The organism is Bradyrhizobium sp. Kon10 (genome assembly GCF_055807395.1).
Genome location: NZ_JBVVOZ010000001.1, coordinates 567618 through 583192 on the forward strand (window position 1 = coordinate 567618; position 15575 = coordinate 583192).

General features: G+C 64.8%; 14 protein-coding genes. 5 read left to right on the forward strand and 9 right to left on the reverse strand.

Going from position 1 to position 15575, the window contains the following annotated elements; all coding sequences use genetic code 11:
• Positions 1–55: 55 nt before the first annotated feature.
• Positions 56–271, reverse strand: a complete 216-nt coding sequence (locus tag AC0L2O_RS02775) for a hypothetical protein (protein ID WP_473368594.1) — start codon at positions 269–271, stop codon at positions 56–58.
• A 109-nt stretch (positions 272–380) separates the two neighbouring features.
• On the opposite strand from AC0L2O_RS02775, the gene hemE reads away from it, so the two are divergent.
• Entirely contained in the window at positions 381–1415 is a 1035-nt protein-coding gene (gene hemE / locus AC0L2O_RS02780) for a uroporphyrinogen decarboxylase (RefSeq protein WP_473368595.1), read from the forward strand.
• Between the two features lie 450 nt (positions 1416–1865).
• Here hemE and AC0L2O_RS02785 read toward each other — a convergent pair whose 3' ends face one another.
• Positions 1866–2846, reverse strand: a complete 981-nt coding sequence (locus AC0L2O_RS02785) for a Bug family tripartite tricarboxylate transporter substrate binding protein (protein WP_473368596.1) — start codon at positions 2844–2846, stop codon at positions 1866–1868.
• Positions 2847–2998: 152 nt separating this feature from the next.
• Between AC0L2O_RS02785 and AC0L2O_RS02790 the strand changes: the two genes are divergently transcribed.
• Complete coding sequence (locus AC0L2O_RS02790) at positions 2999–3910, forward strand: LysR family transcriptional regulator (protein WP_473368597.1); 912 nt, start codon at positions 2999–3001, stop codon at positions 3908–3910.
• A gap of 106 nt (positions 3911–4016) precedes the next feature.
• On the opposite strand, the gene hemC is transcribed toward AC0L2O_RS02790, so the two are convergent.
• The 3 genes from hemC to AC0L2O_RS02805 form a co-directional block, all read right to left on the reverse strand.
• Positions 4017–4997: a hydroxymethylbilane synthase gene (gene hemC / locus AC0L2O_RS02795; protein ID WP_473368598.1), complete on the reverse strand. Its 981-nt coding sequence runs from the start codon at positions 4995–4997 to the stop codon at positions 4017–4019.
• 25 nt (positions 4998–5022) lie between these two features.
• Positions 5023–6648, reverse strand: coding sequence for a GMC family oxidoreductase (locus tag AC0L2O_RS02800; protein ID WP_473368599.1), 1626 nt, complete (start codon positions 6646–6648; stop codon positions 5023–5025).
• Between the two features lie 171 nt (positions 6649–6819).
• Positions 6820–7410, reverse strand: a complete 591-nt coding sequence (locus tag AC0L2O_RS02805) for a TetR/AcrR family transcriptional regulator (RefSeq protein WP_473368600.1) — start codon at positions 7408–7410, stop codon at positions 6820–6822.
• 100 nt (positions 7411–7510) lie between these two features.
• On the opposite strand from AC0L2O_RS02805, the gene AC0L2O_RS02810 reads away from it, so the two are divergent.
• Positions 7511–7876, forward strand: coding sequence for a nuclear transport factor 2 family protein (locus AC0L2O_RS02810; RefSeq protein WP_369725964.1), 366 nt, complete (start codon positions 7511–7513; stop codon positions 7874–7876).
• A gap of 434 nt (positions 7877–8310) precedes the next feature.
• Here AC0L2O_RS02810 and AC0L2O_RS02815 read toward each other — a convergent pair whose 3' ends face one another.
• The 4 genes from AC0L2O_RS02815 to pgm all read right to left on the reverse strand — a co-directional run bounded on the left by AC0L2O_RS02815 (position 8311) and on the right by pgm (position 13042).
• Complete coding sequence (locus AC0L2O_RS02815; RefSeq protein WP_473368601.1) at positions 8311–9291, reverse strand: PDR/VanB family oxidoreductase; 981 nt, start codon at positions 9289–9291, stop codon at positions 8311–8313.
• 10 nt (positions 9292–9301) lie between these two features.
• Entirely contained in the window at positions 9302–10054 is a 753-nt protein-coding gene (locus AC0L2O_RS02820; RefSeq protein WP_369725966.1) for a GntR family transcriptional regulator, read from the reverse strand.
• A gap of 4 nt (positions 10055–10058) precedes the next feature.
• On the reverse strand, positions 10059–11108 hold the full coding sequence (locus tag AC0L2O_RS02825) for an aromatic ring-hydroxylating dioxygenase subunit alpha (RefSeq protein WP_473368602.1): 1050 nt from the start codon (positions 11106–11108) through the stop codon (positions 10059–10061).
• 287 nt (positions 11109–11395) lie between these two features.
• The gene (gene pgm / locus AC0L2O_RS02830) at positions 11396–13042 is read right to left on the reverse strand and encodes a phosphoglucomutase (alpha-D-glucose-1,6-bisphosphate-dependent) (protein ID WP_473368603.1); all 1647 of its coding nucleotides are present in this window, start codon (positions 13040–13042) and stop codon (positions 11396–11398) included.
• A gap of 265 nt (positions 13043–13307) precedes the next feature.
• Between pgm and AC0L2O_RS02835 the strand changes: the two genes are divergently transcribed.
• On the forward strand, positions 13308–14447 hold the full coding sequence (locus AC0L2O_RS02835) for an alpha/beta hydrolase family protein (RefSeq protein ID WP_473368604.1): 1140 nt from the start codon (positions 13308–13310) through the stop codon (positions 14445–14447).
• Positions 14448–14542: 95 nt separating this feature from the next.
• Positions 14543–15346 (forward strand): lytic transglycosylase domain-containing protein, encoded by an 804-nt coding sequence (locus AC0L2O_RS02840; RefSeq protein WP_473368668.1) that lies wholly within the window; start codon positions 14543–14545, stop codon positions 15344–15346.
• Positions 15347–15575: the final 229 nt, after the last annotated feature.

A 15575-nucleotide genomic window follows, 5' to 3' on the forward strand; every position in this document is an offset into this window, starting at 1 on the left:
CGCAGATCGCTAACAATGCGTTATCGAACCTGTCGGAAACCGGCGACGGCGCGCCCTAGCTGAAGATGGCCTTAACCTTGTCCCAGAGCGACAGGCTGTCGGCCTCCGCGTCGGCTTTCGACGGGGTCGGCTGGGCGGCGCTGACAGGATCGGAGGCGGGGAAGCTATCTCTCAGCCCGGCATCGAGCTTGGCATGGCGATCGGCGGCGAGGGCTTCGCGCAAATCGTCGGCGTGCTTGTCATGCGGCGCGGGATTGAATGGTTCAGCCATGATCGCTCCTCCATTGGTCGGGTCAACGCGGCGCATTTGCGCTGGTTCCCCTGTTCCGCTCGGGCCCTCGGCGGTGTATCAGGAACCTCAATCTGCAACAGGACGGTTCGTGCCCCAGTCTCCGACCAAGCCTTTCATCGACGTGCTCTCCGGCCAGCGGCAGGCGGTCCCGCCGGTCTGGATGATGCGGCAGGCCGGCCGTTACTTGCCGGAATATCGCGAGGTCCGCGCCAAGGCCGGCGGCTTCCTTGATCTCTGCTTCAATCCGGAGTTCGCTGCCGAAGTGACGCTGCAACCGATCCGCCGGTTCGGGTTCGATGCGGCAATCATCTTCTCCGACATCCTGGTGATCCCCTATGCGCTCGGCCGGTCCGTGCGGTTCGAGGTCGGTGAAGGGCCGCGGCTCGAGCCGCTGGATGATCCCGCCAAGGTCGCGACGCTCGCCCCGCACGCCGATCTCGCCACGCTCGCACCGGTGTTCGAGGCGCTGCGCATCGTGCGCCGCGCGCTCGATTCCAGAACCGCGCTGATCGGCTTCTGCGGCGCGCCGTGGACGGTCGCGACCTACATGGTCGCAGGCCAAGGCACGCCGGACCAGGCGCCGGCGCGCATGATGGCCTATCGGCATCCCGAGGCATTCGCGAAAATCATCGACGTGCTGGTCGAGAGCTCAATCGACTATCTGCTGGCGCAGCTTGCTGCCGGCGCAGACGTCTTGCAGATCTTCGACACCTGGGCCGGCGTGTTGCCGCCGGCCGAGTTCGCGCGCTGGTCGGTCGAGCCGACGCAGCGCATCGTCGAAGGCGTGCGCGCCAAGGTGCCGGACGCAAAGATCATCGGCTTTCCTCGCGGCGCCGGCGCGCAATTGCCTGGTTACGTCGAAGCCACCGGGGTGAACGCGGTCAGCATCGACTGGACCGCGGAGCCGGCCTTCATCCGCGAGCGCGTGCAATCGCGCGTCGCCGTGCAGGGCAATCTCGACCCGCTGGTGTTGATCACTGGCGGCGCTGCGCTCGACCGCGCGGCCGACAATGTGCTGGCGAATTTCGGCCAGGGCCGGCTGATCTTCAACCTCGGCCACGGCATCCAGCCGGAGACGCCGATCGCCCATGTCGAGCAGATGCTGAAGCGTGTGCGGGGCTGAGCGTCCTCCCCCAAAAAAACGCGAAAACAACCCCATGCAAAGTAGAAATCATTGAAGAATTTCGTCCGGCATGGCTTGAGCCCCTGCAACAACGACGTTTGACTCGTCGGGCAAAACAGGCGCACGATGGCATGATCGCGATCGTGACTTCGCAGGTAGGCCGGGACGCCATTGGGACGCGGCGATTGGCGGTTCATCATGGAACAGCCGCCTTACGAGCTGCCGACTCGAGACCTTCGAGAATCTCACGGGCGCGCTTTATTGAAAAATTGTGTGTCGCCTGATCGAACGAGGGACCTCTCCGCATCATGTAACCATGGCGCACCCCGGGAGAGATGTGCAGCTTCCCTTGCATGTCGAATCCAACGTTTCGTTTGAGGTGCAGCGGCAATGCCCGGTCCGGCTGGGATGCGCGCTACGAAGATTGCGGCTGTCCAAGACGCCGCTGCGCTATTCCGGTCGGATCTTCGCAAGGCTGATCACCTTGGCCCACTTCTCGGTTTCACCCGCCATCAGCTTGCGGAAATCGCCGGGCGAGCCGCCGAGTGCCGTCGCGTCGAGACTACGAAGGCGCATCCTGAACCCGGGATCGGCCAGAGCGGCGTTGGTCTCGTTGTTGAGTCTGTCGATAATCGCGGCCGGCGTGTCCTTCGGGGCGCCGAGGCCGAACAGCGAACTCGCCTCGTAACCTGGCACGAATTCGCCGATGGCCGGGACATCCGGCAGCGCTTCGGATCGCGCTGCCGCCGTTATTCCGAGCGGGCGCAGCCTGCCGCTCACGATGTAGCCGATCGATGGCGCCAAATTCGCAAAGACGACCTGCACCTGCCCGCCGAGCAGATCCGTGATCGCCGGCGCCACGCCCCGATAGGGCACATGCTGAAGATCGAGCCGGCCGGCTTCCTGCTTGAACAATTCCGCGGCGATATGGGTGATCCCGCCCACGCCGCCCGAACCATAGGAGAGTTTCCCGGGATGGGCTCTGGCATAGGCGATGAACTCTGGAATTGTATGGGCACGAACCGATGGATGTATCACCATCACCAGGGCGCCACGGGTCAGACTCGCGACCGGCGCGATATCCCGCAGGAAATTGAAATCAAGGTTTTCGTAAAGCGTCGCATTGATCGCGTTGGGGGAGCCAACCAGCAGGAGAGTGTAGCCGTCCGGAGGCGCACGCACGACCGCCTCGGTGGCGATGTTGCTTCCCGCTCCGGGCCGGTTCTCGACGATGAACTGCTGGCCGAGCCGCTCCGAGCACCATTGCGCCACCAGACGCGCAAGGATGTCATTTGGCCCGCCGGCGGCGAATCCAACGATGATCCGGACCGGCCGCGAGGGATAGCTGTCCGCGTAAGCGATGCCTGACAGCAAAGGCGGTGCGGCCAGCCCCGCAGCAAGGCGCAGAAATTGACGTCTAGAGAGAGTCATAGGGCTTGTCCGCCGAACCTGCACTCGCGCCGGCTCCCGGCTGTCGAGGATAGTTGATGCTGGCATAAGCGCATAAGGCTATTGTCTGATGAGATCATCTCAAAACGGAAATGGGTGCTCCCATGCAGATGAGCGATCGTATCGGAAAGCGAATGAAGCTGCACGATCTGCATGTGCTGATGGCGGTGGTTCAGGCCGGCAGCATGGGCAAGGCGGCGGTCATGCTCAATACCACCCAGCCGAACATTTCGAGATCGATCGCGGAGCTTGAGCGTGCGTTCGGCGTGCGCCTGCTGGATCGCCATCGGCGCGGAATCGAGCCGACCGAGAGCGGCCGCGCCCTGCTCGATTGCGGTGCCGCCGTTTTCGACGAACTACGCCGCGGTGTGAAGAGCATCGAATTTCTGGCCGACCCCACCGCTGGAGAAGTGCGGATTGGAAGCACGGCTTTTCTGGCAGCGAGCTTCGTCTCCGCTCTCATCGATCGGCTCTCCCGGCGTCATCCCAGGATCAAGTTTCTGCTCGTGACCGGCTACATGGAGGCGCTGCACCGCGACCTCAGCGAGCGCAAAGTGGATCTGTTGTTCGTGCGGAGCGGCGGCCCGATTGCTGACGAGCGTTTGCATTTCGAATTTCTTTTCGAGGATTGCTATGTCGTCGCGGCGGGTGCCAAAAGTCCCTGGACGCGGCGGCGCAATATCCAGCTCTCCGATCTGGCGAAGGAGCGTTGGGTGCTTCCACCGCGGGAGAGCGTGATCGGATCGATCATCACGCAAGCCTTTCGCGCCGGCGGATTTGACTATCCACGCGCGACTGTCGTCACTGATTCCCCCCATATGCGGGTCAGCTTGCTGGAGACAGGTCGGTTCATCACCGTTTTTCCGGCTTCCGCACTGAAATTTCTCGCCAGAGGCTCAGCCCTGAAGGTCTTGTCGGTTGAACTGCCGGCGGCACGTCGACCGAACGGAATGGTCACTGTTGGGGATCGCGCCGTCAGCCCGCTTATGCAGCTCGTCATGGACAGCGCCCGTGAGCTCGCAAAGGCAATGGCGAAACGAAAGTGACAAACCGGATGTCTGCTTGTGGCCCCATCGCGATGCCACACTAGTTTGGTCGCTGTAGGCGCAAAGCGGACGTTGTCTCACTCCGCTTGAGTTGTGGGTCCACGCCCTACCCCGGCCGGCTGCGCTCGATGATCTCCGCCGCACCTTTCGCCAGCAGATCCAGTCCGACCGCACGGCCAAGCTCGCGCGGACGGTTGGCGGGGCCGGCGCGTGAGGCTTCGATGATGGTGTTGCCGGAGAGGTCGAGCACGGACGCGGTCAGCGACATCTGATCGCCAGTGATCGTCGAGAAACCCGCCACCGGTGAGTTGCAATGGCCGTTGAGCACCCACAGCACTTCGCGCTCGGCATCGGCACAGGCATGCGCGGCAGCGTCGTCGATCGACGCGAGGATACGCCGCGTCTGCCAGTCCTGCGCGGCGCATTCGACCGCGACGATGCCCTGGCCCGCCGCAGGCAGCATCTCCGCCGCGGAGAATTCGTAGGCGATGCGGTTGGCAAGACCAACGCGATCGAGGCCTGAGCGCGCCATGATCAATGCGTCCGCAGGCCCGACCGCGCCGCCGTCCGGCAGGCGCTGCTTCTCCCCATTGTCGAGCTTTCGCACGCGGGTGTCGGCGGCGCCACGGAAGTGAATGACCTCGACCTCCGGAAACAACCGCCGCACATAAGCGGCGCGGCGCACGGCGTTGGTGCCGACCTTGAAACCCTTGCCGCGTGACTGGCGCAGCGCCTCCAGGGTCACGCCGTCGCGCAGCACCAGCGCGTCGCTCGCGGGGTCGCGCGACAGCGTCGCGCCGATCACGAGGCCCGGCGTGTCCTCGTTGCCCGGCATGTCCTTCAGCGAATGCATCGCGGCCTGCAGCTCGCCTGACAGCACGGCGGCGCGGATCTGCGCCACGAAGGCGCCGCCCTTGCCGCCATGCGGCAGCAGCTTGCTGGTCTGGTCGAGATCGCCTGACGTGTCGAACTTGACGATCTCGACGTCGAGATCAGGCACGGCGGCGGTCAGGCGCCGCGCGATCTCTTCCGTCTGCGCCAGCGCCATCGCGCTCTTGCGCGTGCCGATCTTTAGTCGAATAGCCAAGTCGAAGTCCTTTCGAAGCGCGGGTTTACCGCGCATCCTCCAATATCATATCCGAGGCCTTTTCGGCGATCATGATGATCGGCGCATTGGTGTTGCCCGAGACCAGATCGGGCATGATCGACCCGTCGACGACGCGAAGGCCCTCGAGCCCCTTCACCTTCAGCCGCTGGTCGACCACGGCAAGCGCGTCATTGCCCATACGACAGGTCGAGGTCGGATGGTAGATGGTGCTGCCGCGATCGCGGCAGTAATCCAGCAGCTCGGCATCCGAGGATACCTTCGTGCCGGGATCATACTCGTCGATCACGAACGGCTTCAGCGCCGGCGCGTTCAATATCTTGCGCAGGATCTTCAGGCCTTCGACATTGGTCGTACGATCCGTCTCGGCCGACATGTAGTTGATGCGGATTTCAGGCGGCACGGTCGGGTCGGCGCTTTTGATGCGCAAGGACCCGCGGCTTTCGGGCCGGAGTTGGCAGACTGACGCGGTAAAGCCGGAAAAAGCGTGCAGCTTTTCGCCCATCTTGTCGGTCGAGAACGGCAGGAAGTGAACCTGGATGTCGGGCGAGGCCAGCCGCGGATGGGTCTTGAAGAACGCGCCCGCCGTGCCCGCCGCGATGGTCAGCCAGCCCTTTCGGAACAGCGCATAGCGTGCGCCGGCCATGGTGCGCCGGAGCGGATGATTGACGGTGTCGTTGAGCGTGATCTTCTGCGAGCAGCGCATCACGATGCGGACCTGCATGTGGTCCCGGAGATCGTGGCCGACACCTTGCGCGTCCAGCACGACATCGATGCCGTGCTGGCGCAGGAGATCGGCAGGGCCGACGCCGGAGAGCTGAAGCAGCTGCGGCGAATTGTAGGCGCCGCTCGACAGGATGACCTCCGCGCGCGCCCGGGCGCGGCGCAGGCTGGCGCCTTGCCGATATTCCACGCCGACGGCACGGCGCCCCTCGAACAGCACCCGCTGGCCGAGCGCAGACGTTTCGATCTTGAGATTGCCGCGGGTCTTCGCCGGGCCGAGATAGGCCACCGACGTCGAGGCGCGGCGGCCGTTGCGGGTCGTGGTCTGGAACAGGCCGACGCCTTCCTGCGTGGCGCCGTTGAAGTCGGGATTGTAGGGCAGACCGGTCTCGACCGCGGCGTCGATGAAGGCCTTCGACAGCGGATCGGTCACAACCATGTTGGACACCGGCAGCGGGCCGCCGGAGCCGTGATATTGGTCGGCGCCGCGCGACTGGTTCTCGGCCTTCTTGAAATAGGGCAGCACGTCGTCATAGCCCCAGCCAGTGTTGCCGAGCTGGCGCCAGCGGTCATAATCCTCGTGCTGGCCGCGAACATAAAGCAGGCCGTTGATCGAGCTCGATCCGCCCAGCGTCTTGCCGCGCGGCTGGAACACCTGACGGCCTTTCAGCTCGGGCTCCGGCTCGGTCTGATACATCCAGTTGACGGTCTTCTCCTTGAACAGCTTGCCGTAGCCAAGCGGCACATGGATCCAGATGTTAGTATCCTTCGGGCCGGCCTCGAGCAGCAGCACCGTGTGCTTGCCGTTCGCCGACAACCGGTTGGCGAGCACGCAGCCGGCCGAGCCGGCGCCGACGATGATGTAATCGAATTCGGGATCGGAGGGCGCGAGGGCGGAATTTGCGTTCATGCGCTACTGTTCTTCTTGTTGGCGGGCGTTTCCGGTTCGTCCCTTACAACACGCGAATAGAGCATGCAAAATTCTGTCGGTGGCGCGAGATACACCTCTCCCCGGAGGGGAGAGGTGATCCGAGTTCTGCGCGCGAAGCGAGCCAAGTAAGCTGGTCCGATTTTAGCACCATTACACGCGCACGCGCAGCGCTTCGACCAGCGACTTGAACGCACGGGCATATTCCACACCGGCCCTTGCGATATCCGCGCGTCCGGCGCAGGCGACCGCGGCTTCCGTCACCGCGCCGAGCAGCAGCCGCGCCAGCGGCTCGACCGGCTGCTTTGCAATCAGGCCCGCCTCCATGGCGGCCGCAATCGCGCGCGGCAGCTTGCCGCCGAAATGCCGGGCGTCGATCTCGCGCCAGCGCTCCCAGCCGAGCACCGCCGGGCCGTCGCGCAGGATGATCCGGCCGGTCGGGCCTTTGGCCGTAGCGGAAAAATAATGCTGGGTGCCGGCGATCATCGCGGCGAGCACGTCCTTCTCGGCCCGCGCCGCGCCGTCGATCTCGACGACGAGGTCGCGCGAGACCAGGTCAAACACGGCTTCGAACACCGCCTCCTTGGTCTTGAAGTGATGATAGACCGCGCCCTTGGCAACGCCGGCGGCTTCGGCGATCTCGTCCATGGTGGTGGCCGCAAAGCCTTGCGTCCCGAACAGGCGGCGCGCCGCCGTCAGGATCGCCTCCGATGTCGCGGCCCGCCGCTCCGCCTGTTTTGCCATCGCTCTCGTCTAATCCAATTCGGCCGATCGGACCAGTTGACTTTTCGACTGACGGTCGGTATTTACCGACTAGCAGTCGGTTTTAATCGTGAGGTCAGCCATGCCGAGCCGGAATGTTGTCGAAGCTTTTGCAAAGCAGTTGGAGGACGGGGATTTCGTCGGAGCGATCGAGCAATTCTACACGCCCGACGCCGCGACCTACGAGAACAACGCCGCCCCGACGGTCGGGCGCGACAAACTCGTTGCAAAGGAGCGCGGCGTGCTGGCCGCATTCAAGGAGGTCAAGGCGGTGCGGATCGGACCGAGCCTGATCGAGGGCGACAACGTCGCCACGCGCTGGACCTTCAGCTTCACCAACACGGAGGGCGTGACGCGGACGCTGGACGAGATCGCGTGGCAGACCTGGCGCGGCGATCAGCTGATCGAGGAGCGGTTCTATTACGATCCGAGACAGATGGGACGGTGACGCACGAGCGTCAAATACTGCTGTCATCGCCCGCGAAGGCGGGCGATCCAGTACGCCGAGGCAGTTGTGAATGAGCCGATGGGCCGCGGCGTAGCGGACGCCCCTTCGCGGGCTGTTGGCCGACCTGAGCGCGCGCCTCGTCCTTCGAGACGACCGCTTCGCGGTCTCCTCAGGATGAGGCTAAGCGGCATCGGAGCCGCCGGTTGAAACTGCTGCCGCACACTCGGTCCTCATCCTGAGGGCCCGCCAAAGGCGGGCGTCTCGAAGGATGGCCACAGAGAAATCGGCCCAGGGTGCCTTCTCAAAGAGACTGCCCAAGAGGAGAGAACCCTCACCCGCGCCTTCGGCGCGACCTCTCCCGCAAGCGGGAGAGGTGGAGCCCGCGGCGCGGTCAGTTTCTACTAACAAGCTCACGTCTACTAACAAGCGCTCGGTCACACCGGATCCGCCCGCAGCAGCGTGTCCACCGTGATGGTGCCGCGGGCGCGCGAGACGCAGGCGCAGATCTTGCGGTTCTCCTGCTTCTGGTGATCGCTGAAGAAGACGTCGCGATGGTCGATCTCGCCGTCGACCTCGACCACGTCGATGGCGCAGAGGCCGCATTCGCCGCGCTTGCAGTCGTACATGACGTCATGGCCGCTGGCATTGAGCACGTCCAGCATCGAGCGCTCGCGCGGGATTTCGAGCTCGACGTCGGATCCCTTCAGGCGCACGCGAAAAGCCTCCGTTGGCAGCGTGCCGCTGGAGCCAAAGGTCTCGTAGCGGAGATCTGCAAGTGGATGGCCGGCGCCGATCCAGGCGTGACGGGCGGCATCGAGCATCCGCATCGGGCCGCAGAACAGCGCCAACGCATCCTTGGGCACTGACGCGAACAGGGCGTCGAGATCGAGCCGCTCGCCCTCATCGCTGGCGTGGACGGCCAGACGATCTCCGAGCAGGTTGGTGAGATCATCGAGATACGCCGCATCGCCGCGCCCGCGCACCGCATAATGCAGCCTGACGTCAGCGCCACGCCGCGCCAGCGCCTGCGCGGCGCCGAAAATTGGCGTGATGCCGATGCCGCCGGCGATCAGGCAATAGTTTTCGCGCGTCCAGTCGACCGCGAGCAGCGACGACGGCCGCGTGATGTCGAGCCGCGCGCCCGGCTGCAACGACCACATGTAGCGCGAGCCGCCGCGGGAGTCCTCGGCACGCCGCACGGCGATCCGCAAGCCACGCGGCGACGCTTCGCCGACCAGCGAATAGGATCGCGTCTCGGGCTGGCCATCGATGGCGACGCTGACATTGATGTGGCTGCCGACCGGATAGGCGGCGCCGTCGAACTGATCCGGCTGGATCAGGAATTCGCGAATGCCCGGTGTGAGATCGCGGGTCGAGACCAGCGTGGCCGGAGTCCAGGTTTCGATGAATCGCATGCCACTCCCCTCAATCGGTTGGGGTCTTGATCAGCGCGAGCGCCGGCAAGAGGTTGAGATGGGTCCGGTTGCGCAGTGCGAGCCGCAGATTGCGCACGGCCAGCCGTGCATGCTCGCGCATGATGGCTTCGGCGCGGACGCCCTCGCGGTTCTCGATGGCGTCGATCGCGACGCGATGGTGCTCCTGCCCGATGATCAGGATCTGCTGCGCCTCGGGCAGCGCCGACTGCGCCATCACGAAGCCGCTCGGCGAGGCAAACGGCAGCGCCGAGGCGCGATCGATCTGCCGGATCAGGGGTGGGCTGCGCGACAATTCGGTGAGCAGCGCGTGGAAGCGCGCGTTCAGCGCGACATAGGACGAGAACGCATCGACCGAGATCGGGACCTGGCGCAGCAATTCGTCGATCGCGGCATGGCACTCCTTCAGCGGCTCGAGCTCGCGCGCGGAAACGCCGCGCTCGGCGGCGAAACGCGCGGCAAGGCCCTCCAGCGTGCCGCGCAGCTCGATGGAATCGGAGATGTCGCGCTCCGAGAATGCCTTCACCATGAAGCCGCCGGACGGGATCGCTTCCAACAGGCCCTCCTCCTCCAGCCGCACCAGCGCCATGCGCACCGGGGTGCGCGAGGCCCCGGTGGTCTCGACCGCCTGGAGCTCGGAGATGCGCTCGCCCGGCCGCAACGAGCCCGACAGGATCTGGTCACGCAGCGCGAGCTGCGCCTTCACCGTCTGCGAAACGGAGCGGTCGACCTCACGCTCGGCCAAGCCCCTACTCCGCCGCCTGAAGATGCTGCGGCGGGTTTTCCTTGGCGATCATCTTGTCGATCAGCTTGCGCGTCCACATCGCGCCGGCGTCGATGTTGAGATTGTAGAAGATGCGGTCCGGGTTCTCATCCATGGCGCGCTGCTGCGCCTCGAGGATCAGCTCGTCCTCGTGGAAGATGCCGGAGACGCCCTCACGGATCTCGGTGGTGATGCGCTGCTCACCGAGCTGGTAGTTTCGCATGAAGGACCAGAAGTAGTGGCAGGTCTTCTCTGTCTCCGGGGTGATGGTGTTGAGCACGAAGCCGTTGACGCCCTGTGAGCGGTCGCCTTCCGGCGCGCCGGCGCCGGTCGGCGCCACGCCGACGTCGATCGCGACGGTGCAGGGCGCCTCGAAGCGGATGATCTGCCAGCGGTCGACCAGGCCCGGCTTGCCGAGCTGTTTCGCCCAGAACGGCGGCGCCTCAATGCCGTGCATCCAGCGCGTCACCGTCACCGTCTTCTCGCCATGGGTGACGTCGAACGGCGCCTCGGCGACCGCATCGTTGCCGATCGAGGAGCCGTGCACGAAAGTCTCGTGGGTGAGGTCCATCAGATTGTCGAGCACGAGGCGGTAGTCGCAATTGACGCGGATGGTCTTGCCGTCACCGGCCCAGGCCGGGTCGTGGTTCCAGTGCATGTCAGGCACAAGTGCAGGATCGGCCAGCGCGGGATCGCCCATCCAGAGCCAGACATAGCGATGACGCTCGACCACGGGATAAGCGCGCACGCAGGCCGACGGGTTGATGGTCTCCTGCGAGGGCATGAAGGTGCAGCGGCCCTGCGCATTGTATTTCAGGCCGTGATAGCCGCAGACGACGGTGTCGCCCTCGAGCCGGCCCTTGGACAGCGGCACCAGCCGGTGCCAGCAGGCATCCTCCAGCGCGGTCACCGAGCCGTCGGCCTTGCGATACATCACGACATGCTTGCCGCAGATCGTCCGCGGCAGCAGCGCCGGCTTGACATCGGCGTCCCAGGCGGCGGCGTACCAGGCGTTCATGGGGAAGGGTTTGGTCATGGCGGCGTTCTCCCAGAGCTTATGGATACGTTATGTATACAATAGCACGAGGACATAATCGTTCAAGGCCGAAAACAGCCTACCATAATACCTAAACGCATCATTGTGTATACACGCTTATCTCCACTGTCATTCCCCGCGAAGGCGGGGAATCCAGTACGCCGCGCCGTCATTGGTTCACCCAACTGGCGGCACGGCGTACTGGATCACCCGCTTTCGCGGGTGATGACACCTGTTGAAACAGCGTGTCCTCCCCTGGAGGGACAGCGGGAGCCGCGCTTTGGCGGCTACGCCCCGAACACCTTCGCCAACCCGGCCTGCGCTTCCTGCTGGATCCGCCCCAGGTGCTCGGTGCTGCGGAAGCTTTCCGCGTAGATCTTGTAGACGTCCTCGGTGCCGGAGGGACGCGCGGCGAACCAGCCGAAATCGGTTTCGACCTTGATGCCGCCGAACGGCTGGCCATTGCCGGGCGCCTTGCTCAGCGTGGCGCGGACGGGATCGCCGGCGAGGTCCTTCAGCCCGAGCTGCTCGGGCGTGACCGACTTCAGGATGTTTTTCTGCGGCGTGGTCGCCGCGACGTCGATCCGCGCGTAATGCGGCACGCCGAGTTCGGCGGTGAGATCGCTGAAGAACTGGCTGGGATCGCGGCCGGTCCTAGCCATGATCTCGGCTGCGAGCAGGCCGAGAATGATGCCGTCCTTGTCGGTAGTCCACACCGTGCCGTCGCGGCGCAGGAACGAGGCCCCTGCACTCTCCTCGCCGCCGAAGCCGAAGCCGCCCGTGAGGAGGCCATCGACGAACCATTTGAAGCCGACGGGCGTTTCGACCAGCTTGCGGCCGAGTTTTTTGGCAACACGGTCGATGATCGAGCTCGACACCACCGTCTTGCCGATCGCGGCGTCGTTGCCCCAGTTCGGGCGATGCGCGAACAGATAGGCAATCGCGGTCGCGAGATAATGGTTCGGATTCATCAGGCCACCGGTGCGCGTCACGATGCCGTGGCGGTCGGCGTCGGTGTCGTTGGCAAACGCAACGTCGAAGCGGTCGCGCATCGCGATCAGGCTCGCCATCGCATAGGGCGAGGAGCAGTCCATCCGGATCTTGCCGTCCCAGTCCACCGTCATGAAGCGGAAGGTCGGGTCGATCGCCTCGTTCACCACGGTGGCCTTCAACCCGTAGCGCTCGATGATCGGATGCCAGTAATGCACGGCGGCGCCGCCGAGCGGATCGATGCCGATATTGATGCCGGCGGATCTGACCAGGTCGAGATCGACGACATTGCCGAGATCGGCGATGTAGGGCGTGACGTAGTCGTAGGCGTGGACGGTCGACGACTTCAGCGCCCTCGCGTAGTCGATGCGCTTTACGCCCCTCATGCCGTCGGCGAGATAGGCGTTGGCGCGCTTCTCGATCACGGAGGTCGCGTCGGTATCGGCCGGCCCGCCATGCGGCGGATTGTATTTGTAGCCGCCGTCTTCCGGCGGATTGTGCGAGGGCGTGACGACGACGCCGTCGGCCAGACCCGACGTGCGGCCCTTGTTGTAAGCTAGGATCGCATGCGAGATCACCGGCGTCGGCGTGTAGCCGCCGTCCTTGTCGACCATGATGTCGACGCCGTTGGCTGCAAACACCTCGACCGCACTGGCGAGCGCGGGCTCCGCCAGCGCATGGGTGTCGATGCCGATGAAGAGCGGGCCGGTCAGCCCTTTCTCCCGTCTGTAGTCGCAGATCGCCTGCGTAGTGGCGAGGATGTGGTGCTCATTGAAGGAGGTCTTCAGCGATGTGCCGCGATGGCCGGAGGTGCCGAACGCCACCCGCTGCGCCGGATCCGCCGCATCCGGCTTGTTGGCGAAATAGGCCGTCACGAGCCGTGGAATATTGGCAAGCGCGTCCGGCGAGACCAATTTGCCCGCCGCGGGATGAACATCAGCCACTGGAAATATCCTCGTCCTGCCGTATAGAGATTGCGGGGATACCATAGCATCGGCCGGGCCCTCGCCAAGAGCACAACAAGGGCGATGGGGAGGCGTTCCCTGCTGTCATTCCGGGGCGCGCCACTTGGCGCGAGCCCGGAATCCATCTCTCCGCATCACACGCCGCACGATGGATTCCGGGCTCGCGCTTCGCGCGCCCCGGAATGACGGTGCCGCAGCCGGATCATGCTATGGTTCGCGCCATAGAGATCATTCGAGTCGGCTCATGGCTGTTTCGCGCAAGCTCCTGCTGCTGACCAGTTGGCTCGCCCTGGCCGGCACGCCGTCGCTTGCCTCAGCCGCGGAATTCTACACCGAGGACCTCCGCATCCCGATGGTCGAGGCCGGGCCGCAGGGGCTGGAGGCGTTCCTGGTCCGCCCCGCGGCGATCAAGCGCTATCCGCTTGCGCTGCTCAGCCACGGCTCGCCACGCGATTTCGACGACCGCGCGACGATGTCGGCCCACAAATATTACGGCATCGCGCTCGAATATGCCCGGCGCGGCTTTGCCGCGCTGATCGTGATGCGGCGCGGCTACGGCACCTCGGCGGGCGGCCGCGTCGACAGCGTCGGTGGCTGCGCCAACGCCGCCTATTCGCCGGCGGCGGCGGTCGCGGTCGCGGATTTGCGCGCGGCGATCGATGCGATGGCGCGCAGGGCCGACGTCACCACGACCGGCATGATCGCGGCCGGGCATTCCGCCGGCGGGCTCGCCACGGTCGCGCTGACCGCGCAGGCGCCGGCGGGTCTCGTCGCCGCGATCAGCTTCGCCGGCGGCCGCGGCTCGCGCGACGATGACGACGTCTGCAATCCGGATGGGCTGGTGCAGGCCTTCGCCAACTTCGGCAAGACCTCGCGCGTGCCGATGCTGTGGGTTTATGCCAACAACGACCTGTTTTTCGGCCCTGACCTGGCGCGCCGCTTCTATGACGGATTTCGCAGCAGCGGCGGCAACGCCAAGTTCGTCGCGGCACCGGCTTACGGCGACGACGGTCATTATCTCTATTCAGTGGCGGGCCGTCCGCAATGGACGCCTTACGTCGACGCCTTCCTGCGCGAACGCGGGCTCGGCCGCGACATTTTGAGCGCGCCCGATCCGCTGCCGCCGCCTGGCCATTTCAGCGACGCTGCGCTCGCCGAATTTGCGCGCTATCTCGCCAGCACTACGCCGCACAAGGCCTTTGCGGTGTCGCCCAATGGCGGCTACGGTTGGCGCTCGGGGCGCAACACCGTGGAGGACGCCCAACGCGAGTCGCTCGCGGCCTGCATGAAATGGTCGCCGACATGCACGCTCTATGCGGTCGACGACCAACTCGCCGGGCCTGCTCAGAAGGCCTCCACCGATCAGGGATCGCGCGCGCGATAGCTCACCGCGCCGGTGCCCAGCTCCCGACCGCGACCGCCCTCAAGGGCTGCGACCGGGAAAATCGGTTGTTAACGCGAAACATATATGAGGGAGCCATGCTGTGGGATCGGGCACACAATTGTTCCAGCGCGGCGCGCAAACATGTCGCGATCGCTGTGCTTTTGTTGGCCTCGACCTGCGCACATGCCGAAGATGCCGCCTCGGGCGAAACCGAGACGACCTCGGCGATCGCCGCCCACAATGCAGATCTCGGCGCCGGAGAGACGGCGACATCACGGGCTGCAATCCGAACCATCATCGAACGAGAAACAGCCAAAACCAATCTGCCCGCCGACATTGCAGAGGCCGTTGTCTTCGTTGAAAGCGGCTACAACCCGACCACCATCGGCAGCGTCGGCGAGATCGGCCTCATGCAGGTGCGGCCGGAGACGGCGGCGATGCTCGGATTCCGCGGAAATAATGCCGAGCTCGCAGAGCCGGACGTCAACATCCACTATGGGGTGCTCTATCTCAGCCGCGCATGGCATCTCGCAGGCGGAGACCTTTGCCGCGCCCTGATGAAATATCGGGCGGGCCATGGCGAGGAGTCCATGACCCCGCGTTCGCAAGTTTACTGTAACCGTGCCCGCAATCGCCTTGTCGCAATGAACTCTTCGGCAGCGGACCCCCAGGCTGCGATCATCCCGGACGCGGCGCCGACGCCAACACCGGCCGCGGCGAGGCCGCCGACACAATCAGCGCGCAATGAAGAACCCTCGGTAGAGCCCAAGGAGGTCTATGCGCGCTATCGTCAAGGCACAGCCGCAGCCAGCCGCGCCTATTGGGCAGCTAAGGAAGCCCGGATCAGGCTGATTAACTCTCGCATCGAAGCAAGGTGGAAACGCGTCGCAACCCGGTGATACAACAGTTTGCCGTTGAGCGAGCGGCCATTAGGACAACAGGTATTTCCGAACTGAACCCGAATTGAGATCATGCACAACAGTTTGAGAGTTTTGTTCGCGATCATGGCGACGAGCGCGGTGGCGCTGTCGACCTTTCTCGCCATCCGGTTCGTCGTCAGCTTCGGTGGCTGAACGAGGCGGCGCTGGCGACCGCTTGAGGCGCCCGGCCGCAGCTCCTGTTCGATGT

What these genes read in the sequence shown, in the direction of transcription:
- AC0L2O_RS02775 (WP_473368594.1), bottom strand. Translation starts at nt 271, where the DNA reads ATGGCTGAACCATTCAATCCCGCGCCGCATGACAAGCACGCCGACGAT.
- AC0L2O_RS02785 (WP_473368596.1), bottom strand. Translation starts at nt 2,846, where the DNA reads ATGACTCTCTCTAGACGTCAATTTCTGCGCCTTGCTGCGGGGCTGGCC.
- AC0L2O_RS02790 (WP_473368597.1), top strand. Translation starts at nt 2,999, where the DNA reads ATGAAGCTGCACGATCTGCATGTGCTGATGGCGGTGGTTCAGGCCGGC.
- AC0L2O_RS02800 (WP_473368599.1), bottom strand. Translation starts at nt 6,648, where the DNA reads ATGAACGCAAATTCCGCCCTCGCGCCCTCCGATCCCGAATTCGATTAC.
- AC0L2O_RS02805 (WP_473368600.1), bottom strand. Translation starts at nt 7,410, where the DNA reads ATGGCAAAACAGGCGGAGCGGCGGGCCGCGACATCGGAGGCGATCCTG.
- AC0L2O_RS02810 (WP_369725964.1), top strand. Translation starts at nt 7,511, where the DNA reads ATGCCGAGCCGGAATGTTGTCGAAGCTTTTGCAAAGCAGTTGGAGGAC.
- AC0L2O_RS02815 (WP_473368601.1), bottom strand. Translation starts at nt 9,291, where the DNA reads ATGCGATTCATCGAAACCTGGACTCCGGCCACGCTGGTCTCGACCCGC.
- AC0L2O_RS02825 (WP_473368602.1), bottom strand. Translation starts at nt 11,108, where the DNA reads ATGACCAAACCCTTCCCCATGAACGCCTGGTACGCCGCCGCCTGGGAC.
- AC0L2O_RS02835 (WP_473368604.1), top strand. Translation starts at nt 13,308, where the DNA reads ATGGCTGTTTCGCGCAAGCTCCTGCTGCTGACCAGTTGGCTCGCCCTG.
- AC0L2O_RS02840 (WP_473368668.1), top strand. Translation starts at nt 14,543, where the DNA reads ATGCTGTGGGATCGGGCACACAATTGTTCCAGCGCGGCGCGCAAACAT.